The organism is Sphingomonas sp. TREG-RG-20F-R18-01 (assembly GCF_022662475.1).
Lineage (GTDB): Bacteria > Pseudomonadota > Alphaproteobacteria > Sphingomonadales > Sphingomonadaceae > Sphingomonas.
In genome coordinates this window covers 113,540-134,742 of sequence record NZ_JAKNQQ010000002.1, presented here as the reverse complement: position 1 = coordinate 134,742, position 21,203 = coordinate 113,540, and the positions used below count along the sequence as shown (strand labels likewise).

Sequence of the window (21,203 nt, the reverse complement as noted above, 5' to 3'; positions counted from 1 at the left end):
CTATTGAGCACAAAAGCCGTGCTCACAATAAAAAAGGGGCCGCCCGACAATGTCGAGCGACCCCTTTTCCAGCTGAAAGCCGTAAGGCTTACGGGCTGGTGGGGCTGTCGTTGTTGCTTGCAGCAGCAACGATGCCACCAGCAATCGCGCCAACGGCGAGGATTGCGATGATCAGGCTCGAACCGGCGAGGGCGTTGTCGCCGTCAACGGTTTCGCCTGCCGGCTGCGTCAGTGGCGTAGCCACCGGAGCGGCCGCTGCCAACGTTGGCGCCGCGATCAGCGAGGCCGCCGTGAATGCCGTATAGAGACCCTTAAATTTCATGTTCATCTCCCTCCAGAACCAACCAGTTCCGAACTTGTGAGCCGCTATAGTCACTGGACATGAATTGTCCAGTCCCCAAAAAACGACGTGTGACAACCGCGTGCTTCGACGACTGCCCGATCCCAGCTAACCCAATTAAGGGTATAGAGTTCCACACTTATTTTAACGAAGCGCGGCGGACGCAGGGGCCCGGGGGGCAACGGCGCCACTTTTTTGGCCCGGCGTTGCCGCGCTGCAACACTTCGTGGTCCTGATCACAGTCCGTGATACGCGCGATACCAAGCCACGAATCGGGGAACGCCTTCCGCGATGGTGGTACGCGGTTCGTATCCGAGGTCGCGCCGAATCGCGCTGATGTCGGCGAACGTATCGCGCACGTCGCCGGGTTGCATCGGCAGCAGGCGGCGTTCCGCCGGCTTGCCGCAGGCCTGCTCGATCAGCGAGATCATCTCGCCCAGATCCTCCGACCGGCTGTTGCCGATATTGTAGATGCGGTGCGGGCTGATACTGCCGCCGGCCTTGGCCATGCCGTCGTCGGCCGGCGGATTGTCGAGGCAGGCGACGATCCCGCTGACGATGTCGTCGATATAGGTGAAGTCGCGCCGCATCCGCCCCTCGCCGAACACGTCGATCGGGCGCCCCTCGTAGATCGCCTTGGTGAACAGCCACATCGCCATGTCGGGGCGGCCCCACGGGCCATAGACGGTGAAGAAGCGCAGCCCCGTCTGCGGCAGCCGGTAGAGGTGCGCATAGGTCTCGCTCATCAACTCGTCCGCCTTCTTGGTCGCGGCGTAAAGCGACAGCGGCTGGTCGACGCGGTCCTCGACGCGGAAGGGGAGCGTGTCGTTGCCGCCATAGACCGAGGAGGAAGAGGCATAGACCATCTGCTCGACCTTCCGGTGCCGCGCGACCTCGAGCAGGTTGAGATGCCCCGCAAGGTTGGACTGCAGATAGGCGCGTGGATTCTCGATCGAGTAGCGCACCCCGGCCTGCGCGCCGAGATGGACGATGCGGTCGAACTGCTGGCCGTCCAGCGCACCGTCGAGCGCTTCATGGTCGGAGAAATCGACCTGCGCAAAGGTGAACGCCTCGCCGGATTCGGCCAGCAGCGCGAGCCGCGCGTGCTTGAGCGTGACGTCGTAATAAGCGTTGAGGCTGTCGATCCCGATTACGGTATCGCCGCGCGCGAGCAGCACCCGCGCGACGTTGAAACCGATGAACCCGGCGACGCCAGTGACGAGAATCCGCATGCGATCACTCCTGTTGATGCGGGGCCTCGTAGAGAAGGAGGGGGCGGGTCGGCAAGCGGATGGTGTTACGCCTTGTGGCGCAGCCACACGAACAGGTTCTTGGGATCGCGGCGTTGGTACAAGGGCCGCACGAGTTCCTTTGCAACCTTGCGTAGACGGGTGAGGGCCAAGGTGTTGCGATGGCGCAGGAACGCAAACAGGTGCCAGAGGCCGGGGGTAACGATCTCGAGACCTGCCGCCGCCGCCATGGCTTCCAACGACCCGTATGTATAAGTGTTGACATGTTCCAATGGCTGGACGGGAATGATGCTCGCATAGTCTCCCGCGTAGGTTCCCTGTTCCAGCGAGGTGATGATGGCATCGGCCGTGTCGCCGGATGGAACCGATATCTTCACGATCCCACCCGGCGACAGCGACTGTTTCAGCCGACGCAGCAGCGCAAGCGGTTCAATGACATGCTCGAATACCTGTTCGGTATTGATGAAGTCGAATTGCAACGTCGAGATTTCATCGTCGGTGACGGATTTCACCTTATGGTGCCGAGCGAATTCCATGCGCGGTTCGGACAGGTCGCTGCCATAGGACTGGCAGCCCAACGCGACCGCGATACGCGGCCACAAGGCCCAGCCCATGCCGTAATCGAGGGTTCGCAGATCCTTCAGCGGCTTTCCGAGGAAAGAGGCCGCAGCCATGATTTCATGCGCATCGCGCGAGAGCGGGATGGCATTGATGTCCTCGCGATAGCTTGCGATGTCCTGATCCGGGTTGCCCGGTTCCTCGACCCAATAGGTGTAGAGATCGGAAAGCAGGGCATTGCCTCCGACATCTCCCTGAAAGGTCAGTCCGCAGGCCCGGCAGCGCTCAAGCCGATACCGACCGTCAGCCAGACGGGACGGATCGACGCCGTAGTAATCCCGTACGAACGTTCCAATGCCGCCCTCTGAAAACGGCGTCTCGTACAATTTCCGCACGTCGGGTGATCCACAGCCAGGACAGGCGTCGCGCGTTACAAAATCATAGGTCGTCGGGCCGGTGTCCGTGATCATGCCGATTTCCTTTCGATCGGTGTCCGCCGATCATCCCACCCATAGACCGGGTTGCGCCTCGTAGAGAAGGAGAGAGCGGATCGGCAAGCGGGATGACGGCCCACACGGCATTCGCAGCGGCATCAACCCAGCATGGAGGGCTATCCGCCTGGATCTGCAGCCGATATCACAGCCGTACCATAGAACAGGAACGGACCTGGCGATGATGAAGCAAGACGCTGCACGGTCATCGTCCGGTTCTCGCGGCCTGCTGCGGCGACTGGCCATGATGGCGGCTGCACTCGTGCTGCCGCAGCCTGCGCTCGCGCAGCTGGCGGGGCGCCACGGCGCGGACGATCTGGCGATCACGCATGACGGCACGGCGCTCGCGGTGATCGTGGTCGCGCCCGATGCAGGCCCGTGGGAGAAGCGCGCAGGCAGCGACCTGCAGAAATATATCGGCCTGATGACCGGTGCCATGCCGCAGATCGTCGCGACGCTCCCGGCGGGCGCGCACGACGGCGCGATCGTGCTTGGCAAGGCGGCGGTCGCGGCGGACCGGCGGGTCGCGGCCCGGCTCACCGCGACCGCAAAGCCGCATCCGCTCGTCCAGGGCGATGCGATCGTCGCGCTGCGCGCCGGCAACCGGTTGTATCTCGCGGGCAGCAATGACGAATCGAGCTATTTCGCGGCGTCCTGGCTGCTCCAGCAATGGGGCTGCCGCTGGTATCTGCCGACCGCGTTCGGCGAGGTCGTGCCGCAGCACCGCGACCTCAGCGTCGGCACGCTGTCCTTCGCTTACGCGCCGCCCTTCGAGATCCGCCATTACTGGACCGCGTGGAACGGCAGCGAGGACGGGGCGGAAGAGTTCCGGCACCGCAATTTCATGTCGCTCGCGCGCCTGCCCGGTAACGGGCAGGCGCTCGACGCCTATACCACGGACATTGCTCCGCCGGGCGGGACCGCGTTCAACGTGCCCTTCTCGGCGGAAGCGACCGCACGGCATATCGTCACGCAGATCGCGCCTTCATACCGCAAGGGCACGTCGGTCTCGCTCGCGATCGCGGACGGGCGCTACCAGAATGACGACCCGGGCGACCGCGCGCTCGTGACGGAATACGACCGCTCCATGCTGCGCCCGTCGCTGACCGATGCGATGATGACGCTCTACAACCGCGTCGCCGCGACGCTGCGGCACGACGCTCCCGACAGCAAGGCGCTGATCGGCGGGCTCGCCTATGTCAACGTGACGCTCCCGCCGCGGATCGTGACCAAGGCCGAGCCCAACCTCGCGATGTGGATCGCGCCGATCGACATCGACCCCAACCATACGATCGACGACCCGCGTTCCCCGCCACGCCAGGCGTATGGCGCGATGGTCGATCGCTGGGCGAAGGTGATGGACGGGCGGCTGGCGATCTATGATTACGACCAGGGGATGCTGGTGTGGCGCGACCTGCCCGACCCGTCGCAGGACGTGTTCGCGCGCGACGTCCGGCATTACGCGAAGCTCGGGATCCTCGGGATCGGCACGGAGAGCCGTGGCGCCTATGCGACGACCTTCCTCAACCTGTTTTTCCGCGGGCAATTGATGTGGGACCCGAACGCCGACGTGGGCGCGATGCTCAAGGACTTCTACCCCGCCTTCTACGGCCCCGCCGCGCCCGCGATGGCGGACTATTGGGGGGCGATCTTCGCCGCGTGGCGCGACACCGGCGTCACCGAGCATGAGGCGATGGCCGCACCCGCGATCTACACCCCCGCGCTGGTCGCAAGACTTGCCCCCGCGCTCGACGCGGCCGAGGCGGCGTTCGCGACCGCCAGGGGGACGAGTGCCAAGGGGACAACGGGGCGCGACGCGGACGTGATCGCGCAGCGGCTGCGTTTCACCCGGCTGAGCTTCGAGGTGATCCGTAACTATGTCGCGATGATCGACGCAAGCGCGACCCGCGGCGATTATGCCGCGGCGGTCCGGGCGGGCGAACAGGCGCTCGCGGCGCGCCAGCAGCTCGCAACGCTGAGCCCTATCTTCACCACGCACGTTGTCGGGGTCGAGGCCGAGAAACCCGACGGCGGCCCGGCGTGGTTCCCGGGCGAGGTGGAGCAACTGAGGGGGCTTGCCGCGCTGACCGACGGGCGCAAGGGGCAGCTGATCGCCAAACTGCCGCTCGCCTGGTCGTTCGCGTTGCGCGATCCCGTGCCGGCCGGGTGGCGCTATACCGGCGAAGTTGGTGGGGCGGGGCCGTGCCGTGGTGGGATCGCGCCGGAGCCCGCGCCGCGGATAGTGCGGAGCGACCTCTACCTCCAGGGGCAGGGGGTACTGCGCCCGGGCGGGGCGAACGACCTCGGCTTCTATTGCGAGGCGACGCAGATCGATCTCGCCCCGGCGGACGTCGCGCGGAGTCTTCATTTGATGCTGCCGGGGCTGTTCAACGAGGCGTGGCTGTATGTCGACGGCAAGCTCGTCGCGCATCGCGGCTATCCGGAGCCATGGTGGAACGGCGATTACCGGCGTGACTGGGACGTCGACCTGTCGGGGCTGGTCGCGGCGGGGGGGCATACGATCACGATCGGCGGGTTCAACCCGGTGCATTTCGCGGGGCTGTTCCGCCGGCCGTTCCTGTATCGGCCGGGTGCGGGGTGAGGGGGTAAGCCGTTACCCCCCGGTTTCAGGAGGCCTGCTTCCAGTCGATCACCGCTGGGGTTTCCTGTTCGGCATGCCACGCCTGGAACATCAGCACCGCCCACAAGGCCGCCGTGGCATCGCGCCGACCCGACAGATGGTCGCGCCAGCGTGCCTGCACCGCAGTCGCGTCGAAATAGCCCTCGGCAGCGAGCCGCGCCGGGGCGAGCAGCTCTTCTGCCCACGGTCGCAGCGGCCCGCGCAGCCAGCTGCCGATCGGGATCGCGAACCCGGCCTTCGGCCGTTCGAACAGCGCGCGCGGCGCATGGCGGTAGAGCAGCTCGCGCAGCACGTGCTTGCCGCGCCCGTCCTTGATCTTCATCGCCAGCGGAATGCGCGCGGCGACCGCGGCGACGCGGTGGTCGAGGAACGGCACGCGCGTCTCGAGGCTGACCGCCATCGCCGCGCGATCGACCTTCACCAGAATGTCGTCGGGCAGGTAGCTGGTCGCATCGCAATACATCATCCGCAGCGCATCTGGCGCGCCCGGGAACACGTCCATGTCGAAACCGGCCGCACCGCGTGACCCCAGCACGGGGGACGGCTCGAAGCTCCATTCGTCGAGAAAGCTCGTATAGACGTCGTCGAAACGCCGCGCGCCCCCGGCGACGCGCAACGCCTTCTGGATCTTCGCGCCGAAATGCGGGGGGCGGTTCCCCGGCAGCGCGTTCCACAGGCGCGGCGGAAGCCGACTGAGCGGGGCGCTCGCCGCGGCGCGGAGCGGGCGCGGGAGGAGGCTCAGCCGATCCCACAGCTGCGGCGCGGCGAAATGGCGGTTGTAGCCCGCGAACAGCTCGTCCCCGCCATCGCCGGACAGCGCGACCGTGACCTGTTCCTTGGCGAACCGGCTGACCAGATGCGTCGGGATCTGCGAGGAATCGGCGAACGGTTCGTCATACATCGCGGGCAGCTGCGGGATGACGTCGCGCGTCTCCGCGACCGAGACGTAGCGCTCGTTGTGGATCGTGCCGAAATGCCGCGCGACCTCCTTGGCATATTCGGCCTCGTTGAAGCCGGCTTCCTCGAAGCCGATCGAGAAGGTCCGCACCGGGGTTGCCGAGTGGCGCTGGTACAAGGCGACGACGCTCGACGAATCGATCCCGCCCGACAGGAACGCGCCGACCGGGACGTCCGCCATCGCCTGTCCCGCGATCGCCGCGCCGAGCGCATCGTCGAGCGCGGTGATCGCGTCCTCCTCGGTGCCGATCGGATCGGCGGCGCCCGCCGCCAGCACGTCGCGATACGACCAGTAGCGCGTCAGGGTCAGCCCGCCGCTGCGCCCTTCCGCCGGCGGTGCGCCCGGCGCGACCCCCGCCGCCTCGGGCACGACCGACAGGATGCAGCCCTGTTCGAGCTTGTAGATGTCGCGGTAGATCGAGCGCGGGGCAGGCACGTAGGTGCGCGCCGCAAACGCGCCGAGCGCATCGCGGTCGACCGGATTGGCGAAGCGCGGGTGCGCACGCAGCGCCTTGAGTTCGGATCCGAACAGGAAGTCGCCGCCAACCCAGCCGTAATACAGCGGCTTTTCACCGAACCGGTCGCGCGCTAGATGCAGCACGCGGTCGCGCCGGTCCCACAGCGCGATCGCGAACATGCCGACGCAGCGCGGCAGCGTCGCCTCCAGCCCCCAGGCGGCGATCGCGGCGACCAGCGTCTCGGTGTCGCTATGCCCGCGCCACTGCGCGCCGTGCCCGGCCGCGTCGAGCTCGGCGCGGATCGCACGGTGGTTGTAGATCTCGCCGTTGAACGCGATCATCCAGCGCCCGTCGTCCGACGCCATCGGCTGGTGGCCAAGCGGCGACAGGTCGACGATCGCGAGGCGGCGATGCCCGAGCACGATGCCGGCCTCGACATCCTCCCACCGCCCGGAATCATCGGGGCCGCGATGCGCGAGCGGCCGCGTCATCAGCTCAACCGGGAAGCGAGCCGTCCTCGAACCGAAGATCGCTCCTGCGACGCCACACATGGTTATTCTCTGCTCGTGTCGGGAGCCCGTTCGCTTCGCATGTCGCGGCCCCGACCGCAATGGCGCAGGGGCATGGGAAGGACACGAGCGGGTGTTCTTGTGCGTCTTCGCGATGACCGATAAGGGCAGCTTTCCGACCGTCAGGTCACGGGCAACGGCGGGGACCGTTCATGTCAGTTAGCTTGGCCGGTACAGGATGGAACATCCTTCGCGGCGTCTTCGTCATCACCCCTGCGGCGATGCTACCCGCGACCCGCGAGAGGGGGCCACAGTGACGATGGACCCGGCGCAGCCGCTCGTCAGCGTGGTCATCCCTGCCTATAATCATCAGGATTTTGTCGAGCGGTCGATCCGTAGCGTGCTCGATCAGACCTACCATCCGGTCGAGTTGATCGTCGTGGACGACGGCTCCCCCGATGCCACGCTGGCAGTGATCGAACGTGTCCACCAGGAGACGGGGGGCGCGTTCACCATGCTGACCAAGCCGAACGGCGGGGTGGCGTCGACCCTCAACGAAGCTATTCGGCATGCGCACGGCAAATACATTGCCATCTTGGCGTCCGACGACCGTTTCCTGCCGGAAAAACTGGCGCGGCAGGTCGCCCTGTTCGAGCAAGGTCCACCGGAGGTGGGGGCAGTTCATTGCAACGGCTATGACGAGACGCTGGCCGGCGATGCGGTGCTTCTGACCGGTAGTTACGTGCCCGCCGAAGGGGCATGCCTGCGACAATTGATTGCGCGCGGCGTGACGGCAATCGCCTCCAGCGTGATGGTCAGGCGGGAAGCCTATGACCGAACGGGCGGCTTCGATGAGACCCTGGTTGGCGAGGATCTCGATTTCTACGCGGCGGTCGCAGCGCAAGGGTATGAGTTTCGGTACGACCCAAGTCCCCTGATGGTGAAGACGGCGGCGCCCGACAGCTTGGGCAGCAAGGTCGAACTGTTCTTCGATGACCCGTTCAAGACGCTCGCCAAGTATCGCGATCGGTTCACGCCCACCGAATATCGGGCGATGGAAGACGGGTTTTATGCGGGCATGGGGCGCGCAGCGGCGGGTGTTGGAAAACATCGCATGTCGTGGCGCGCGTACCGGACGCTTGCGCAGCGGCGCCGTAATCCGTCTCCCATGCTGGAATTCGCCGTCCGCAATAGCCGTCACCTGGTGCTGTCGGCAATTCCGCGGTCGTGGCGCGCGCGGCTCAAGCAATGGAGGACCGACGTTCGTACGTCTCGCGCGGCGACCCGGTTACCGCCCGCTTCGATCCTGTAGCGGCGCTGCCGGATTGCCGATGACAACCGCGTCATCGGCGACGTCGCGCGTAACCACGGCACCGGCCCCGATCATCGCGCGTTCGCCGATGACCAGCCCGGGCAGAATGATCGCGCCCGCGCCGATGCTCGCCCCCCGCTTTACCACCGTTCGCGGATAAGATTCCGGATGAACTTTTGACCGGGGCCGTTTGTCGTTGGTGAAGGTCGCATTGGGGCCGCAGAAGACATCGTCCTCAAGGACGATCCCATCCCACACGTAGACGCCGCTTTTCAGCGTAACACGGTCACCCAGCACGGCGCCGCCCTCCACCAGCGTATGGGCGTTGAGATTGCAGTTACAGCCGATCCGGGCGCCGGCCAACACGACGGCGAACTGCCAAACGGTTGTGCCTTCCCCGATACTGCAGTCCTGAACACATGCGAGAGGGTGTATCACCGGGTCATTCCTCGTTGCCACATCATGCTTCATCCAAGGGACGGCGAATGTCCGCTGGTATGCTCTGAATCGCGGATGTCCCGCAGCACGCCAAGATAGTCGCGCACGGCGCGATCCAGCGAGCAATGCTCGACTCCGACGCGCCGGGCCGCATCCCGCAGGGCGGATCGATCGGCGCGGACGCGGTCGATGACCCAGTCTGCGCCCGCGGCATTGCCAGCGGCACTGTCGAAGAAGACACCGGCGCTCGAGGCCGCGCGGTTGTCCCCGATTTCGGGATTGCCAATGACCGGCAGCCCGCACAGCAGATATTCGGCGACTTTGACGGGCGCCACTGCCTGCATGGAGAAGCTGGGCGTACGGAACGCGATACCGACATCTGCCGCCGCGAGATAGCGGGGTACATCGGCCGGCGCGCTTCGCATGATGGTAAAGGTCCCGTCCACGCATCCTGCCGCAGCCAGGGCGGACGCGGCGTCCGTTGGCGACCCGGACAGCACGAGCAGCCGCGCGGCGTGGTCACGCTGGCGAACGTGGCGGAGCAGGTCCGCCGCTTGGTCAAGTCGGTATTGTGGTCCGACCGACCCGGCGTAGACCAACACCGTTGCATCCGCGGGCAGCCCCAGTTCGTCGCGAACGGCCAGGCGCGTCGTGGCATCGCCGGGGTGGAAGGCCGCGACGTCCCGCCCGTTCGTGACGATATGAAATCGTTGGCTTCCCACCGGCGGGCCGGCGCGGGCCAGGAGAATGTCGCACGCGCGGGGGGATCGCGCCAGCACCGCCGTCGAGCGCCTGATGATCTGCGCTTCCACATCGCGCAGGATCCGGTACACAGCACCCTCGGGCCTCAAACCGGCGAAATCGACGCGTTCGTCGGCCTGCAGGCCGTCGGCATCGAAAACGATCGGACGATCGAGCCCCCGGGCCGCAAGCGTTGCGAGCGCTGGCATCAAGCTGCGGGGCATGACGAGATCCGAGCCGAAATGGCGCGCCGCAGCGGTGATCGCCCGCCCGCCGGCAAGGGCCGTTGCAAAGGGGCCAAGGCCACCGACGCCACGCCAGATCGGTCGCGCGCGATACCCGATGCCGCTCGCCGTGCAGACGGACCGAACCTTTTCCGCCTGGGCAGCGTCACCCCACCGGAATTGGAGGATGTCCACCGGAAAACCGTGAGCGGCAAGGCCCTCGAAAATAGGTACGAAAAGACTTTCGACATAGCTAACCTGCGGGCCGTCCCAGGTTACGAACAAGGTTCTCATCGGGCTGGTCCGGTACGGACGAATTGCTGTCCACGGGCGATCGTTGCCCGCACCCCTGGGCTTAGCAGACGCACTGCGGCCCATTGCCGCATCCATGGCTGACGCGCACGCATCGTTGCAGCGAGTTTCGCGCGCCACCGGAGCGAGGACCAGGCCGCTTGCGCGTCATAGAAGGCAAGGTCGCGATCGACGATCGTCATTGCGACCGTGCCGGCATGGCCCGAGGCGACCGCTTGATCCCTGAACGACTGCACCGCGTCCCGATAGAACGCCGCCCGTCGGTAGTTCTGCTGATCGGCCGCGATGACATCGGATTTCAGGACGCGGCTGCGCGTGCCATAGTTCGTGGCGGAGCCATCGTGCTGCCGATAGGATACGAGCGGTTGGTCGACATAGGCGATCGTCTGGCCCAACAGCGTCAGGATCAGGGTCAGCCACGTATCCTCGAACAGGACGCGGGTCGCCGGCCGCGGCAAGGCGAGCAACCGGTCGCGTTGATAGGCCGATGAAGCGCCGTGGATCGACACGAGGTCTCGCCCGGGGAAATAGTCGTGCAGCGGCAGCCAGGAATCGTCAAACCGGTGATGCGGATCGATGACCACGCCGTTGTCGTCGATGATTTGGTAGGCCGAAAAAACGGCGCTGCTCGGTGCGCGCTGCCATGTCCGCGCTAGCGTCTCGGCGCGTTCCGGCAGCGACATGTCGTCGCCGGCGGCCACGACCAACAAGGCGCCGGTTGCGAGCTCCGCAACATCGAACAGGTGATGCAGCGTCCCAAGATTGCGCGGGGTCTGGCGAACGATGACGCTGTGCGGTCCGCGGTACCGCGCCGCCACCGCGCGTGCGACGGCCAGCGTGTCGTCGCTCGAGCCATCGTCGCTGACGATGATCTCGATCGGATCCCCGGTCTGGCGCAAGGCGGCCTCAAGCGCGGCGCCGACATGCTGTTCCTGGTTGAAGCACAGGATGCACAGCGTCACGCTGGGCCGGGCGCGTTCCGCATCGGCCGTCATCGCACCGCTCCGGGGCGTAACCGGCGATCGAGCCAGGACGGCAAGGGCAATTCCATTCGGTGAACCTCACGCCATGCGATCGCCAGGGTCACGCCGCATGCCGCCAGGCTGGCGAGCATGCCCGCGGCCATCGACCAGTGCGAAACGACGACCAAGGCCGCCAGTCCGGCTGCCAGAACGATCGCCCAGACCAGGATATCCCGGTCGATCCGAATGCCGTGCCGCCCGACCAGGGTCGCCGAGACGGTGACGGCCAGAAGCTGGGCAATGACATAACCGATCCCTGCGCTTTCCAGGCCGAGGAGAGGGTAGAGGGCCCAGACCAGTCCCACGATCGAAAGATCAAACGCGAGACCGGCCAGGACGTATCCGCTCGTGGTATTGATGGCCAGGAGCACAAAACCGATCGCCCATGCATGCAGCTTGAAGACGTCGCCGACGATTTGCCATTGCAGGATCGACGCAGCGCCCGAAAAGCTGCTGCTGTACAAGACCAGGACGATCAGCGGGGCAAACCCTACCGCTAGCGTCAGAACCGGCCCAAGGAACAGCAAGCCGATCCGGATCTGCTGATTCATGATTTCGGCGATGGCTTGCGGAGACCGGATGACGGCGGTCAAACGAGGGTAATAGTCGACCACCATCGCCGACAATACGATCGTAAGGTTGACGTTCGACAGCGTCCAGGATGCCTGGAACAATCCCGCCGCCCCGAGTCCGTCCTGTGCCGTGATCACGGACCGAAGCGTCAACTGGCTGATGCTGGTAATGAAATTGGCGATGGCAAGTCCGAGCCCCATCACCACCAGACCGCGCCATTCCGTGAGGATCCAGCCGCCGAACCCTTGCCACGGCGACCGTTCCAGGCTGCGCGAGAAGAGGAGGGTCAGGGCAATTCCCGAGACGGGCACGGCCAATATGGCAACGTACAGGCCCAGGACACCCAGCATATAGACCGCGAGGATTGCGACGATCGCGGAAAGCATTGCCCCGAGCAGACGGATATAGGCGATCGCTCCAATTCGTCCGGAAACCTGGAGCAGGATCAGCTGAACGCTGTTCAAGGTATTGAGCGCGACGGCAAGCGCGATCCAGGGAAAGTCGAGCTCGTTCTTCAGCGCTGGCGTGGCGGGGACGTAATAGAAGCGCTCAAACGCCCAAAACACCGAACCGCCGACGATCGTCGCCAGCCATGCAAAGATCCACAAGGCAGTGACGGCGCGGGCGCGTTCGACACTGTCGGGCGGCGTCGATCCGACCTGACGGACGCCGCTTGCCCAGAGGTTCAGTCCGGCAATGGCGGTTCCGGTCATGAACAAGGTATTGAGCACCCCGAACAGGCCGATACCGGCGGGGCCTGCCAGAAGCGCGATCGCCTTGCTGCGCGCGAGGCCGAAGACCAGCGAGCCGACCGTCGCACCCCCGACGATCGACGTCGACTTCAGGATTTGACGATAGGAAGCCTTGGCGTCGCTCAAGCCGCGGACCAATCCCGGATCGCGGCGATGACCGTATCCACCTGCTCGAACGGCATGTGCGGCCCGATCGGCAAGCTCAGGATCTCGCCGGCCAGACGCTCGGCGATCGGCAGGTCCGCCTGCGCCGCCGCGCTGTCGGCATAGGCCTGCTGGCGATGCGGCGGGATCGGGTAATGGATCAGCGTCTGGATGCCCTGCGCGGCAAGATAGGCCTGCAAGCCGTCACGGTCCTGCGATCGCACGACGAACAGGTGCCAGACCGGGTCGGCCCAGTTCGGGACGTGCGGCAGGATCAGGCCGGTGTCGGCCAGCGCCGCCAGATACCGGGCCGCAATCGCGCGACGATGATCGTTCCAAGCGTCGAGCAGCGGCAGCTTCACGGCGAGCGCGGCGGCATGAAGCGGATCGAGCCGCGAATTGACCCCACGCTCTGCGTTGACGTAGCGCCGCTCCGAACCGTAATTGCCGAGCGTACGAACGCGCGCCGCGAGTTGGGCATCGTTGCACGTCACCGCACCGCCATCCCCCAGCGCTCCGAGATTCTTGCTCGGGTAGAAGCTCCAGGCCACACCGTCGCCATGCCCGCCGATCGGGTGCCCCTTGTACCGGGCGCCATGCGCTTGCGCGGCATCCTCGAACAGTTTGATGCCATGCCGGCGACAGATTTCGAGCAGTGGATCGAGATCGGCTGGCTGGCCATACAGATGCGTGACGAGAACCGCGCGCGTACGTTCGGTGATCGCCCGCTCTACCCGGGCAACATCCAGATTGTGGGTCGCGGGATCGGGTTCCACCGCGACGATGGTCGCGCCCACCATGTCGACGGCCAACCAGGTCGCGATGAAGGTATTGCTCGCCACGATCACTTCGTCGCCCGGGCCGATTCCGGCGGCACGCAGCAATAGGTGCAGCGCATCGAGGCCATTGCCGACCCCGACACAATGGTCCGCCTGGCACGCCGCCGCGAACATCCGTTCGAACCGCTGCACTTCCGGGCCGCCGATGAACCAGCCGGAATCAAGGATGCGGGCGACCGCTTCGTCCATTTCCGGTTTGACGCTGGTATAGGCCGCTGCGAGGTCGAGGAACGGAACGGTCATGACATGTCTCCGGATCCTCGCCCGACGATCTGGCGGAATGCCTGATAATCGCGGATATAGTCGGCTTCGTCATAGGGCTCGCTGGCCAGTACGAGCAGTACGCAGTCCGGGCTGAAATCATGCATCTCGCGCCAGATCGGCGAACCGATCTGCAAGCCGCGATCGGGTCGATCGAGCAAGACCTCGCAGCGCTGCGACCCGTCGTCGACGACCATCGTACACGATCCCGCCACGCAAATTGCAAGCTGTTGCAACGCATGATGCGCATGGAATCCGCGCGCCGTGTCTGCAACCGTTCCGTAGATATAATAAACCCGCTGGACCGCGAATGGCAATTCCGGTCCCTGTTCGATCGCGATCAGACTGCCCCGCGCATCGCCGCGCACCTTCAGGTCGATCAGCTTGCAGCTCTCCGGCAGAGCGGTCACGCGGTGGCTCCCAGAGCTTCGGTCGGACTGCAGGCTTTGCCAGAGGTAGGTATGTCGCTGTCGAAAACCCCACACCCTGTCGGTCCGAAGTCGCTGTGTCCGACAGGGGTGAGCATTGCTATCACTTATGAAATTCCCGGGAGGTGCGCCTTTAGAGCAGCAGTCAAGCGAACACAACAATCGCTCGGCGCGCTCTATCGACGGCGCATGACGGCCTGTTCGAATACGTCGCGGACGCGCGGTTCCTGCGACGCCAGCGAATAGCGTTCGATTACGCGGCGGCGCCCGGCCTGCCCGAACCGCTGTCGTAAAGCCGCGTCGTCGAGCAAACGTTGCAGCGCTGTCGTCCAGTCTTCGGGGTCGACGGCAAGGAACCCGGTTTGGCCGGGTTCCACGATCTCGCTGTTGACCCCGACCGGGGACGCGATCGTAGGCAGACCGCAGGCCATGTACTGGATCAGCTTATAGCCGCATTTGCCGCGTGCCCAGCGTTCGTCGGGCAAGGGCATGACGCCGATGTCCATATCCTGGACCGATGCCACTTCGCTGGCCTCGGTCCAGTTGCGGTTCTCGACTCCCTGCCAGCGGTCCCCTGCCGGCCCGGCCCCCACGGCGAGGAAGCGTGCGCCATTCTCGGCGATCTGGGGCAGGATCGTGGGCAGGATCTGCTCGGCGTAGCGCCACGTCGAAGGCGATCCAATCCAGCCGACCGTCAGCGGCCGTTCGATAGCGGGGGCGGCGGCGGGATGGGGAGCGGGACGATAGACATCGGTGTTCACGACGGTTGGAACGATGGTGACGTTCGCATTCACGGCGCTGACGTAATTCGCCAGATACGCGTTCCCAACGGTAATCGCCGCCGCGCGTTTCAGGAGGGGCAGCATCTTCCCGCCGAGCAGCGTTCGAACCGCGCTCCGCGCATTGTCGTCGTACATATGGAAGATCGCGTCGTCCAAGTCGACGATGATCGGCTTGCTGGATGCCGTCCAGAGGAGTTCCAGTGCGCCCGGCATGTAGGGCAGGATCTCATATTGGACCCACACCAGATCGAACGTGCCGAGCCGGAGCAGGGTCGCGAGCCGCCTGGCATAGGCACGCAGGATATCGGCCGGCCGGATCGGTTTGCCGATCGCCAGGCGCGCGACATGGTCGTCGTCGAAAAATGGTGCGGCCGTGACCGAAATTCCTGCCGCGGCGAGCACCGGCTCGAACTGCACCAGGCGCTGCCGCGTGCTGGCGGCCAGCGTGCCGTATTTGGTGAGGGCGAGGACGCGCATCACGCCTGTTTCCTTCCGGTCGCGGTGTCCCCTGCAAGGCCTGGGCAAATGGTTTGCGGGTTGCCGTCCCTCGACCGGACGCGGCTGGCAGGACCAGGTCGCGCAGAAGAGAACCGTGTACGCAGCGATCCTGGGTCTGTCATGCACGCTAACTGGTTCAAGGGATGTCGATTGGCAATGATCCACCGGACTTTCGCGCGAGATCCCTGCTGTCAGCGGTTTCAAACGCATATCGGATGCTCAGGTCGGCCTTTTATTGCTGGTGATTGCTGGACGGGCTGCCGCTGCGCGGGAGTCAGGGGAGTGCGGAACACAGGTCCGTCACCGGGCGTGGGCTGGCATCGGCGCGCTTGTGCAAATGCAACGCTTTGAAAGTTCAGTTGTCGATCGAACTTTCGAACGCTAAGGGCTGCCAGATAGCTTGAAATTGCGGGAAATTGGGCGACAGATGAAAGCAATTTTGCTCGCGGGCGGGTTGGGAACGCGTCTTGCCGAAGAAACCGGTTCACGCCCCAAACCGATGGTCGAGATCGGCGGTCGGCCGATCCTGTGGCACATCATGAAGTCCTATTCCCAGCACGGCATCGACGAATTCGTGATCTGCCTTGGGTACAAGGGCTATCTGATCAAGGAATACTTCGCCAACTACGCGCTTCACATGTCGGACGTCACGATCGACATGCGCGGCGGGGTGACCGAGGTTCACCGGAACATGGTGGAGGACTGGCGCGTCACGCTCGTCGATACCGGCGAAGCGACGATGACCGGCGGGCGACTCAAGCGCGCGATGCAGTATCTCGGCGATGACGACACCTTCTGCCTCACCTATGGTGACGGCGTCGGCAACGTCGACGTTTCCGCGTCGATCGCGGCGCATCGCCAGCACGGCAAGCTGGCGACGGTCACTGCGGTCCGTCCGCTCAGCCGGTTCGGCCAGCTCGACCTGGATGGCGATCGCGTCACCGATTTCGTCGAAAAGCCGGTCGAGGAAGGGGGCTGGATCAATGGCGGTTTCTTCGTGTTGAACCGCGGAGTCGAATCGTACATCGAGGGCGATGCCACCACATGGGAGCGGCAGCCGATGGAACGCCTCGCCCGCGAGGGGCAGTTGAACGCCTATTTCCACGACGGTTTCTGGCAGCCGATGGACACGCTGCGCGATCGCCAGCTGCTCGAGAGCCTGTGGGAAAAGAACGCCGCACCGTGGCGCACATGGGGCTGAACCGTTCGTTCTGGACGGGGCGGCGCGTCCTCGTCACCGGGCATACCGGGTTCAAGGGATCCTGGCTGACGCTCATGCTGCAGGCGCTGGGCGCGAAGGTCCACGGCCTTGCGCTGGATCCGCCGACCGCGCCGAGCATGTTCGATTTGCTCGGGCTGGCCTCGGTCTGCGACCACCGGGTCGGCGATATCCGCGACCTGGCGACGGTCGAGGCCGCCTTTGCGGCGGTCGACCCGGAGATCGTGATCCACATGGCCGCGCAGCCGCTGGTGCGTTTTTCCTATGACGATCCGGTCGGCACCTATGCCACCAACGTGATGGGCACGGTCCATGTGCTCGACGCCTGTCGGCGCGCGCCCAACCTGCGCGCGGCGGTGATGATCACCACCGACAAATGCTATCAGAACAACGGTTGGGTGTGGGGATATCGCGAAACCGACCGGTTGGGTGGCGCGGACCCCTATTCCAACAGCAAGGCGGCCTGCGAGCTGGTCGTCGACGCTTATCGCCAGAGCTATTTCGGCGCCGCCGCGCCCCACCGGGTGGCGCTCGCGTCCGCGCGCGCCGGCAACGTGATCGGGGGCGGGGACTTTGCGCTCGACCGGCTGGTCCCCGATGCGATGCGCGCGTTTGCGGCGGGCCAGTCGCTGATGATCCGCAATCCCCTGTCGGTCCGTCCCTGGCAGCATGTGCTCGAGCCGCTGGCAGGGTATCTGCGGCTGGCGGAGGTGCTATGGGACAATCCGGATGCGGCGACCGGGTGGAACTTCGGCCCGCGTCCGGACGAAAGCGCATCGGTCGAGCGCGTCGTCGACACGCTGGTCGGGCTGTGGGGAGAGGGCGCCGCCTGGGTGCAGGACGCGGCCGAGCATCCGCACGAGGCCGCCACGCTCAAGCTGGATTCCACCAAGGCCGCGATCGAGCTCGGATGGCAGCAGCGGCTCCCGCTCGAGGAGGCGTTGCGGCTGACCAGCGCGTGGTACGCCTGTTACCACCAGCATGGGGCGCTCGAGCGGCTGACCCGCGACCAGGTCGAGACCTATCTTGGCCTCGACTAGCCCGGCTGCCACCCCCTGGCTTGGCGCGGAGCGACGTCGCTTCCTCGTCTTCCTGGCGGTGGGGGGGCTCAACACGCTCGTTGGCTATGGTCTGTTCGGCCTGTTCCTGTGGCTCGGGCTCGCGCCGATCGCGGCGCTTGCGGTGGCGACGGTCGGCGGAGTCCTGTTCAACTTCCAGTCGATCGGCCGCATCGTCTTTGCCGATGGGACGATGCGCCGGCTGCCGGCATTCATTGCCGTCTATACGGTCCAGTTCGCGGTGAATGCGGGCGCCCTGACCCTTTTGCGGAGCGCGGGACTGAGCCCGATGCTGGCGCAGGCGGTGATGGTACCGTTGCTCGCCGTCGGCAGTTTTTTCGCGATGCGCCGCTTTGTCTATGCCGGTGGTGCGCCGCGGGCGACAGATCGACAAGACGCGCCCGGCTGTTATGATCTGCCGTGAGAACGAACGGTCTGGCGCTTTGGCGTCGACCATGCGAGGCACTGAAAACCGTGTTTTCGGTGTGCTTTACAGGAACAGCATGTCGCATCCGGCATGCGCTGCCTTGGAATTCTGGCCCCTATGACGCAATCTCCTGCAACCGCCGCGGGATCCGACTGGATCGCGGAATTCCTGCACCGCGTCGGGTCCGACCGGGTCTTCACGCTGACCGGGGGCGCCTGCGCCTTCATGATCGACGCGGTCGCGCGGCATCCCGCGCTGCATTATGACTGTTTCCAGCACGAGCAATCAGCCGCGATGGCCGCGGATGCCGTCTGGCGCGTGACCGGCAAGGTCGGGGTGACGATGGCGACGTCGGGCCCGGGCGCGACCAACCTCATCACCGGAATCGCAACGTCGTTTTTCGATTCGATCCCGACGCTGCACATCACCGGTCAGGTCAACCAGCGCGAAGGGTCCGCCTATCACGGCGCGAAGGTACGCCAGTCGGGTTTCCAGGAAACCGACATCGTCGCGATGGTCGCGCCGATCACCAAATATGCGGTCAAGATCACCTCGATCGAGGAGTTGCAGCGCGAGTTGCCCAAGGCCTATGCGCTGGCGATGTCAGGGCGGCGCGGGCCGGTGCTGGTCGACGTGCCGATGGACATCCAGCAGGCCGAAGTCGAGATGGTGTTCGCCGAGCTGCCGACGTTCGCGCAGCCGGTCGCCGACGACGCGGCGGTCGAACGCCTCGCCAGCGCGCTGCGGACGGCGAAGCGCCCGGTCGTGCTGTGGGGCGGCGGGGTCGGGTTCGCCGGGGTCGAGCAGGCAACGGCCGCATGGCTGGCCAAGACCGGATTGCCGTTCGTGTCCAGCTGGGCCGGGCTGACCTATTTCGATCACGACCATCCTGGTTTCCTCGGGCAGATCGGGGTCTATGGCAATCGTGGCGCCAATTTCGCGCTGCAGAATGCCGATACCGTGATCGTTCTCGGCAGCCGGCTCGACAACCGCCAGCGCTCGGGCAATGCGGCCAATTGGGCGACCGGCGCGAAGGTGATCGTGGTCGACGTCGACGGCGAGGAGCTGAAGAAATACCAGCAGAACGGCTATGAGACCGTGCACATGGACCTGGCCGCCCTGCCGCCCGTGCTCGACCGGCTGCCGCAGCCGACGGTCGCGCCCGAGTGGAGCGCCTATACCGCCGAAATGCGCGCACGCTATTTCGGACAGGAACGCAGCAGCTCCGCGGTCAAGCTCAACAGTCTGTCTCCCTATGACGTGGTGCGCCGGCTCAATGCGGCGATGGACGAGGATGCGATCGTCCCTAACGACACCGGTGCGGCGGTCTGCTGGGTGCACCAGGCGTTCAAGGTCAAGCGGCACCTGTTGTTCACCTCGGGCGGCAATTCCCCGATGGGCTATTCGCTGCCTGCCGCGATCGGCGCCAAGCTGGTCTGTCCCGATCGCCAGGTCGTGGCGTTCAACGGCGATGGCGGGATCCAGCTCAACCTGCAGGATCTCCAGACGATCGTCGCGCGCAAGCTCGACATCGCGCTCGTCATCATGAACAACCGCAGCTACGGGATCATCAAGCAATTCCAGGACAGCTATCTCGGCAGCCGCTACGACGCCTCCTACGAAGGCTATTCGACCCCCGATTTCGGACGGATAGCGGGCGCCTACGGCCTGGACTATGAGAAGGTCGAGGCGCTCGACCAGATCACGCCGGCGCTGTTCGGGCGTGGTCCGATCATCATCGACGTGATGCTGAGCGAACATACGCTGATCGAGCCCAAGCTCGAGATGGGGCGGCCGATCAACGACCAGTTTCCCTATCTGTCTGCGCAGGATTATGCCGCGGGCAATCGCTTCGTCGCCTATCCGCGACCCGATACGATCGCCGACCTGGCGGCCGACCAGGTCAGCGCCGACGACCAGGAAGCGGCCTGAGCCGGACGTGTCATGAAGATCATCGTAACAGGGGCGGGGGGCTTCCTCGGCGCGGCGGTGTGCCGGGCCGCGCTCGCGGCGGGGCATAGCGTCGTTGCGGTGGCCCGCCGGCCGGATCCCGAGCGGCTGCGTGGCTTGGGGGGGCGGGACGGTGCGCTGACGCAGTGCCTGCTGGACGTCACCGACAGCGCCGCGGTCGAGCACCTGTTCGGGCAGGAACGGCCCGATGTCGTCGTCCATGCCGCCTGGGCGGGGCTGTCCCGGGCGGAACGCGACGGTCCCGACCAGTTGCGCCAGCTGGAGGCATGGTGCCGGCTGATGCAGGCGGCCGCACGCGCGGGCGTCCGCAAGGTGATCGGGATCGGCTCCCAGGCCGAATATGGGCAGACCGTCGGTCGCACGGACGAGGCGACCCTGCCGCAGCCCAATTCGATGTATGGCGCGACCAAGGTCTCCGCCGGATTGCTCGGGCAGCGGCTCGCGGCGGAGGCCGGGATCGGCTTTGCCTGGTTGCGGCTGTTCGCGATCTACGGGCCGGGGGACAATCCGAACTGGCTGATCCCGAGCATCCTCGCGACGCTGGCCCGCGGCGAGTCGCCGCGTCTCACCGCCGGGACGCAGTTAGTCGATTATCTGTACATCGACGACGCGGCCGAAGCGGTGCTGGCGGTCGCGACCCGTCCCGCGGCGACCGGCATCTTCAACCTCGCATCCGGCGCGCCCGTGTCGGTCCGCGCGATCGTCGAAGGGCTGCGCGATCACGTCCAGCCCGGGGCCACGCTCGACTTCGGCACGGTCCCCTTCGCGCCCGGCCAGCCGATGCATATCGAAGGCGCGGTCGACCGACTGTCCCAGGCAACGGGCTGGACGCCGCGCACCGCGCTTGCGGCCGGTCTGGCGCTGACCGTGGAGCATTTCGATGGCGCCTGAGCATCGCCGCGCGGCGATATCCGCGCTTCCGCCCGGCCCGCACGATCGATATAGCGCGGCACATCAGCACCGGACCGTGGCGCGGCCGATCGTCGGCCAGTCGCCCT

The 21,203-nt window shown here is 65.7% G+C and carries 18 protein-coding genes; 7 read left to right on the top strand and 11 right to left on the bottom strand.

Going from position 1 to position 21,203, the window contains the following annotated elements:
• Window positions 1–88 precede the first annotated feature (88 nt).
• The 3 genes from L8K25_RS06105 to L8K25_RS06095 form a co-directional block, all read right to left on the bottom strand.
• The gene (locus tag L8K25_RS06105; RefSeq protein WP_242138016.1) at window positions 89–322 is read right to left on the bottom strand and encodes a hypothetical protein; all 234 of its coding nucleotides are present in this window, start codon (window positions 320–322) and stop codon (window positions 89–91) included.
• Between the two features lie 254 nt (window positions 323–576).
• The gene (locus L8K25_RS06100; RefSeq protein ID WP_242138015.1) at window positions 577–1,572 is read right to left on the bottom strand and encodes a GDP-mannose 4,6-dehydratase; all 996 of its coding nucleotides are present in this window, start codon (window positions 1,570–1,572) and stop codon (window positions 577–579) included.
• Window positions 1,573–1,637: 65 nt separating this feature from the next.
• On the bottom strand, window positions 1,638–2,618 hold the full coding sequence (locus L8K25_RS06095) for a class I SAM-dependent methyltransferase (RefSeq protein ID WP_242138014.1): 981 nt from the start codon (window positions 2,616–2,618) through the stop codon (window positions 1,638–1,640).
• A 202-nt stretch (window positions 2,619–2,820) separates the two neighbouring features.
• Between L8K25_RS06095 and L8K25_RS06090 the strand changes: the two genes are divergently transcribed.
• Window positions 2,821–5,241 (top strand): DUF4838 domain-containing protein, encoded by a 2,421-nt coding sequence (locus L8K25_RS06090; RefSeq protein ID WP_242138013.1) that lies wholly within the window; start codon window positions 2,821–2,823, stop codon window positions 5,239–5,241.
• A 25-nt stretch (window positions 5,242–5,266) separates the two neighbouring features.
• Here the strand turns inward: L8K25_RS06090 and asnB are convergent, their stop codons facing one another.
• Window positions 5,267–7,246, bottom strand: a complete 1,980-nt coding sequence (gene asnB / locus L8K25_RS06085; protein WP_277923517.1) for an asparagine synthase (glutamine-hydrolyzing) — start codon at window positions 7,244–7,246, stop codon at window positions 5,267–5,269.
• Between the two features lie 277 nt (window positions 7,247–7,523).
• On the opposite strand from asnB, the gene L8K25_RS06080 reads away from it, so the two are divergent.
• Entirely contained in the window at window positions 7,524–8,516 is a 993-nt protein-coding gene (locus L8K25_RS06080; protein ID WP_242138715.1) for a glycosyltransferase family A protein, read from the top strand.
• Here L8K25_RS06080 and L8K25_RS22680 read toward each other — a convergent pair.
• The 7 genes from L8K25_RS22680 to L8K25_RS06040 form a co-directional block, all read right to left on the bottom strand.
• The gene (locus L8K25_RS22680; RefSeq protein ID WP_347341140.1) at window positions 8,493–8,882 is read right to left on the bottom strand and encodes an acyltransferase; all 390 of its coding nucleotides are present in this window, start codon (window positions 8,880–8,882) and stop codon (window positions 8,493–8,495) included. The two genes, L8K25_RS06080 and L8K25_RS22680, sit on opposite strands and share 24 nt — an antisense overlap.
• A 101-nt stretch (window positions 8,883–8,983) precedes the next feature.
• A complete protein-coding gene (locus L8K25_RS06065; protein ID WP_242138011.1) occupies window positions 8,984–10,213 on the bottom strand; it encodes a glycosyltransferase in 1,230 nt (409 codons plus the stop codon).
• Entirely contained in the window at window positions 10,210–11,226 is a 1,017-nt protein-coding gene (locus L8K25_RS06060) for a glycosyltransferase family A protein (protein ID WP_242138010.1), read from the bottom strand. The genes L8K25_RS06065 and L8K25_RS06060 overlap by 4 nt, the downstream gene beginning before the upstream one ends.
• On the bottom strand, window positions 11,223–12,704 hold the full coding sequence (locus L8K25_RS06055) for an oligosaccharide flippase family protein (protein ID WP_242138009.1): 1,482 nt from the start codon (window positions 12,702–12,704) through the stop codon (window positions 11,223–11,225). Before L8K25_RS06055 ends, L8K25_RS06060 begins: the two co-directional genes overlap by 4 nt.
• On the bottom strand, window positions 12,701–13,804 hold the full coding sequence (locus L8K25_RS06050; RefSeq protein WP_242138008.1) for a DegT/DnrJ/EryC1/StrS family aminotransferase: 1,104 nt from the start codon (window positions 13,802–13,804) through the stop codon (window positions 12,701–12,703). The genes L8K25_RS06055 and L8K25_RS06050 overlap by 4 nt, the downstream gene beginning before the upstream one ends.
• Window positions 13,801–14,232: an FdtA/QdtA family cupin domain-containing protein gene (locus L8K25_RS06045; RefSeq protein WP_242138007.1), complete on the bottom strand. Its 432-nt coding sequence runs from the start codon at window positions 14,230–14,232 to the stop codon at window positions 13,801–13,803. The genes L8K25_RS06050 and L8K25_RS06045 overlap by 4 nt, the downstream gene beginning before the upstream one ends.
• A gap of 194 nt (window positions 14,233–14,426) precedes the next feature.
• Entirely contained in the window at window positions 14,427–15,509 is a 1,083-nt protein-coding gene (locus L8K25_RS06040; protein ID WP_242138714.1) for a glycosyltransferase family 4 protein, read from the bottom strand.
• A 448-nt stretch (window positions 15,510–15,957) separates the two neighbouring features.
• On the opposite strand from L8K25_RS06040, the gene rfbF reads away from it, so the two are divergent.
• From rfbF to L8K25_RS06015, 5 genes are all read left to right on the top strand, one after another.
• Window positions 15,958–16,731, top strand: coding sequence for a glucose-1-phosphate cytidylyltransferase (gene rfbF / locus L8K25_RS06035; protein ID WP_242138006.1), 774 nt, complete (start codon window positions 15,958–15,960; stop codon window positions 16,729–16,731).
• Window positions 16,722–17,789: a CDP-glucose 4,6-dehydratase gene (rfbG, locus tag L8K25_RS06030; protein WP_242138713.1), complete on the top strand. Its 1,068-nt coding sequence runs from the start codon at window positions 16,722–16,724 to the stop codon at window positions 17,787–17,789. Before rfbF ends, rfbG begins: the two co-directional genes overlap by 10 nt.
• The gene (locus tag L8K25_RS06025; protein WP_242138005.1) at window positions 17,776–18,231 is read left to right on the top strand and encodes a GtrA family protein; all 456 of its coding nucleotides are present in this window, start codon (window positions 17,776–17,778) and stop codon (window positions 18,229–18,231) included. Before rfbG ends, L8K25_RS06025 begins: the two co-directional genes overlap by 14 nt.
• 120 nt (window positions 18,232–18,351) lie before the next feature.
• Window positions 18,352–20,166, top strand: coding sequence for a thiamine pyrophosphate-binding protein (locus L8K25_RS06020; protein ID WP_242138004.1), 1,815 nt, complete (start codon window positions 18,352–18,354; stop codon window positions 20,164–20,166).
• Between the two features lie 12 nt (window positions 20,167–20,178).
• Entirely contained in the window at window positions 20,179–21,096 is a 918-nt protein-coding gene (locus L8K25_RS06015; RefSeq protein WP_242138003.1) for an NAD(P)-dependent oxidoreductase, read from the top strand.
• Window positions 21,097–21,203: the final 107 nt, after the last annotated feature.

Excerpts from the sequence above, each read along its gene's own strand:
- L8K25_RS06105 (WP_242138016.1), bottom strand. The coding sequence starts at position 322 with ATGAAATTTAAGGGTCTCTATACGGCATTCACGGCGGCCTCGCTGATC.
- L8K25_RS06100 (WP_242138015.1), bottom strand. The coding sequence starts at position 1,572 with ATGCGGATTCTCGTCACTGGCGTCGCCGGGTTCATCGGTTTCAACGTC.
- L8K25_RS06095 (WP_242138014.1), bottom strand. The coding sequence starts at position 2,618 with ATGATCACGGACACCGGCCCGACGACCTATGATTTTGTAACGCGCGAC.
- L8K25_RS06090 (WP_242138013.1), top strand. The coding sequence starts at position 2,821 with ATGATGAAGCAAGACGCTGCACGGTCATCGTCCGGTTCTCGCGGCCTG.
- asnB (WP_277923517.1), bottom strand. The coding sequence starts at position 7,246 with ATGTGTGGCGTCGCAGGAGCGATCTTCGGTTCGAGGACGGCTCGCTTC.
- L8K25_RS06080 (WP_242138715.1), top strand. The coding sequence starts at position 7,524 with ATGGACCCGGCGCAGCCGCTCGTCAGCGTGGTCATCCCTGCCTATAAT.
- L8K25_RS06065 (WP_242138011.1), bottom strand. The coding sequence starts at position 10,213 with ATGAGAACCTTGTTCGTAACCTGGGACGGCCCGCAGGTTAGCTATGTC.
- L8K25_RS06060 (WP_242138010.1), bottom strand. The coding sequence starts at position 11,226 with ATGACGGCCGATGCGGAACGCGCCCGGCCCAGCGTGACGCTGTGCATC.
- L8K25_RS06050 (WP_242138008.1), bottom strand. The coding sequence starts at position 13,804 with ATGACCGTTCCGTTCCTCGACCTCGCAGCGGCCTATACCAGCGTCAAA.
- L8K25_RS06040 (WP_242138714.1), bottom strand. The coding sequence starts at position 15,509 with ATGCGCGTCCTCGCCCTCACCAAATACGGCACGCTGGCCGCCAGCACG.
- rfbF (WP_242138006.1), top strand. The coding sequence starts at position 15,958 with ATGAAAGCAATTTTGCTCGCGGGCGGGTTGGGAACGCGTCTTGCCGAA.
- rfbG (WP_242138713.1), top strand. The coding sequence starts at position 16,722 with ATGGGGCTGAACCGTTCGTTCTGGACGGGGCGGCGCGTCCTCGTCACC.
- L8K25_RS06020 (WP_242138004.1), top strand. The coding sequence starts at position 18,352 with ATGACGCAATCTCCTGCAACCGCCGCGGGATCCGACTGGATCGCGGAA.
- L8K25_RS06015 (WP_242138003.1), top strand. The coding sequence starts at position 20,179 with ATGAAGATCATCGTAACAGGGGCGGGGGGCTTCCTCGGCGCGGCGGTG.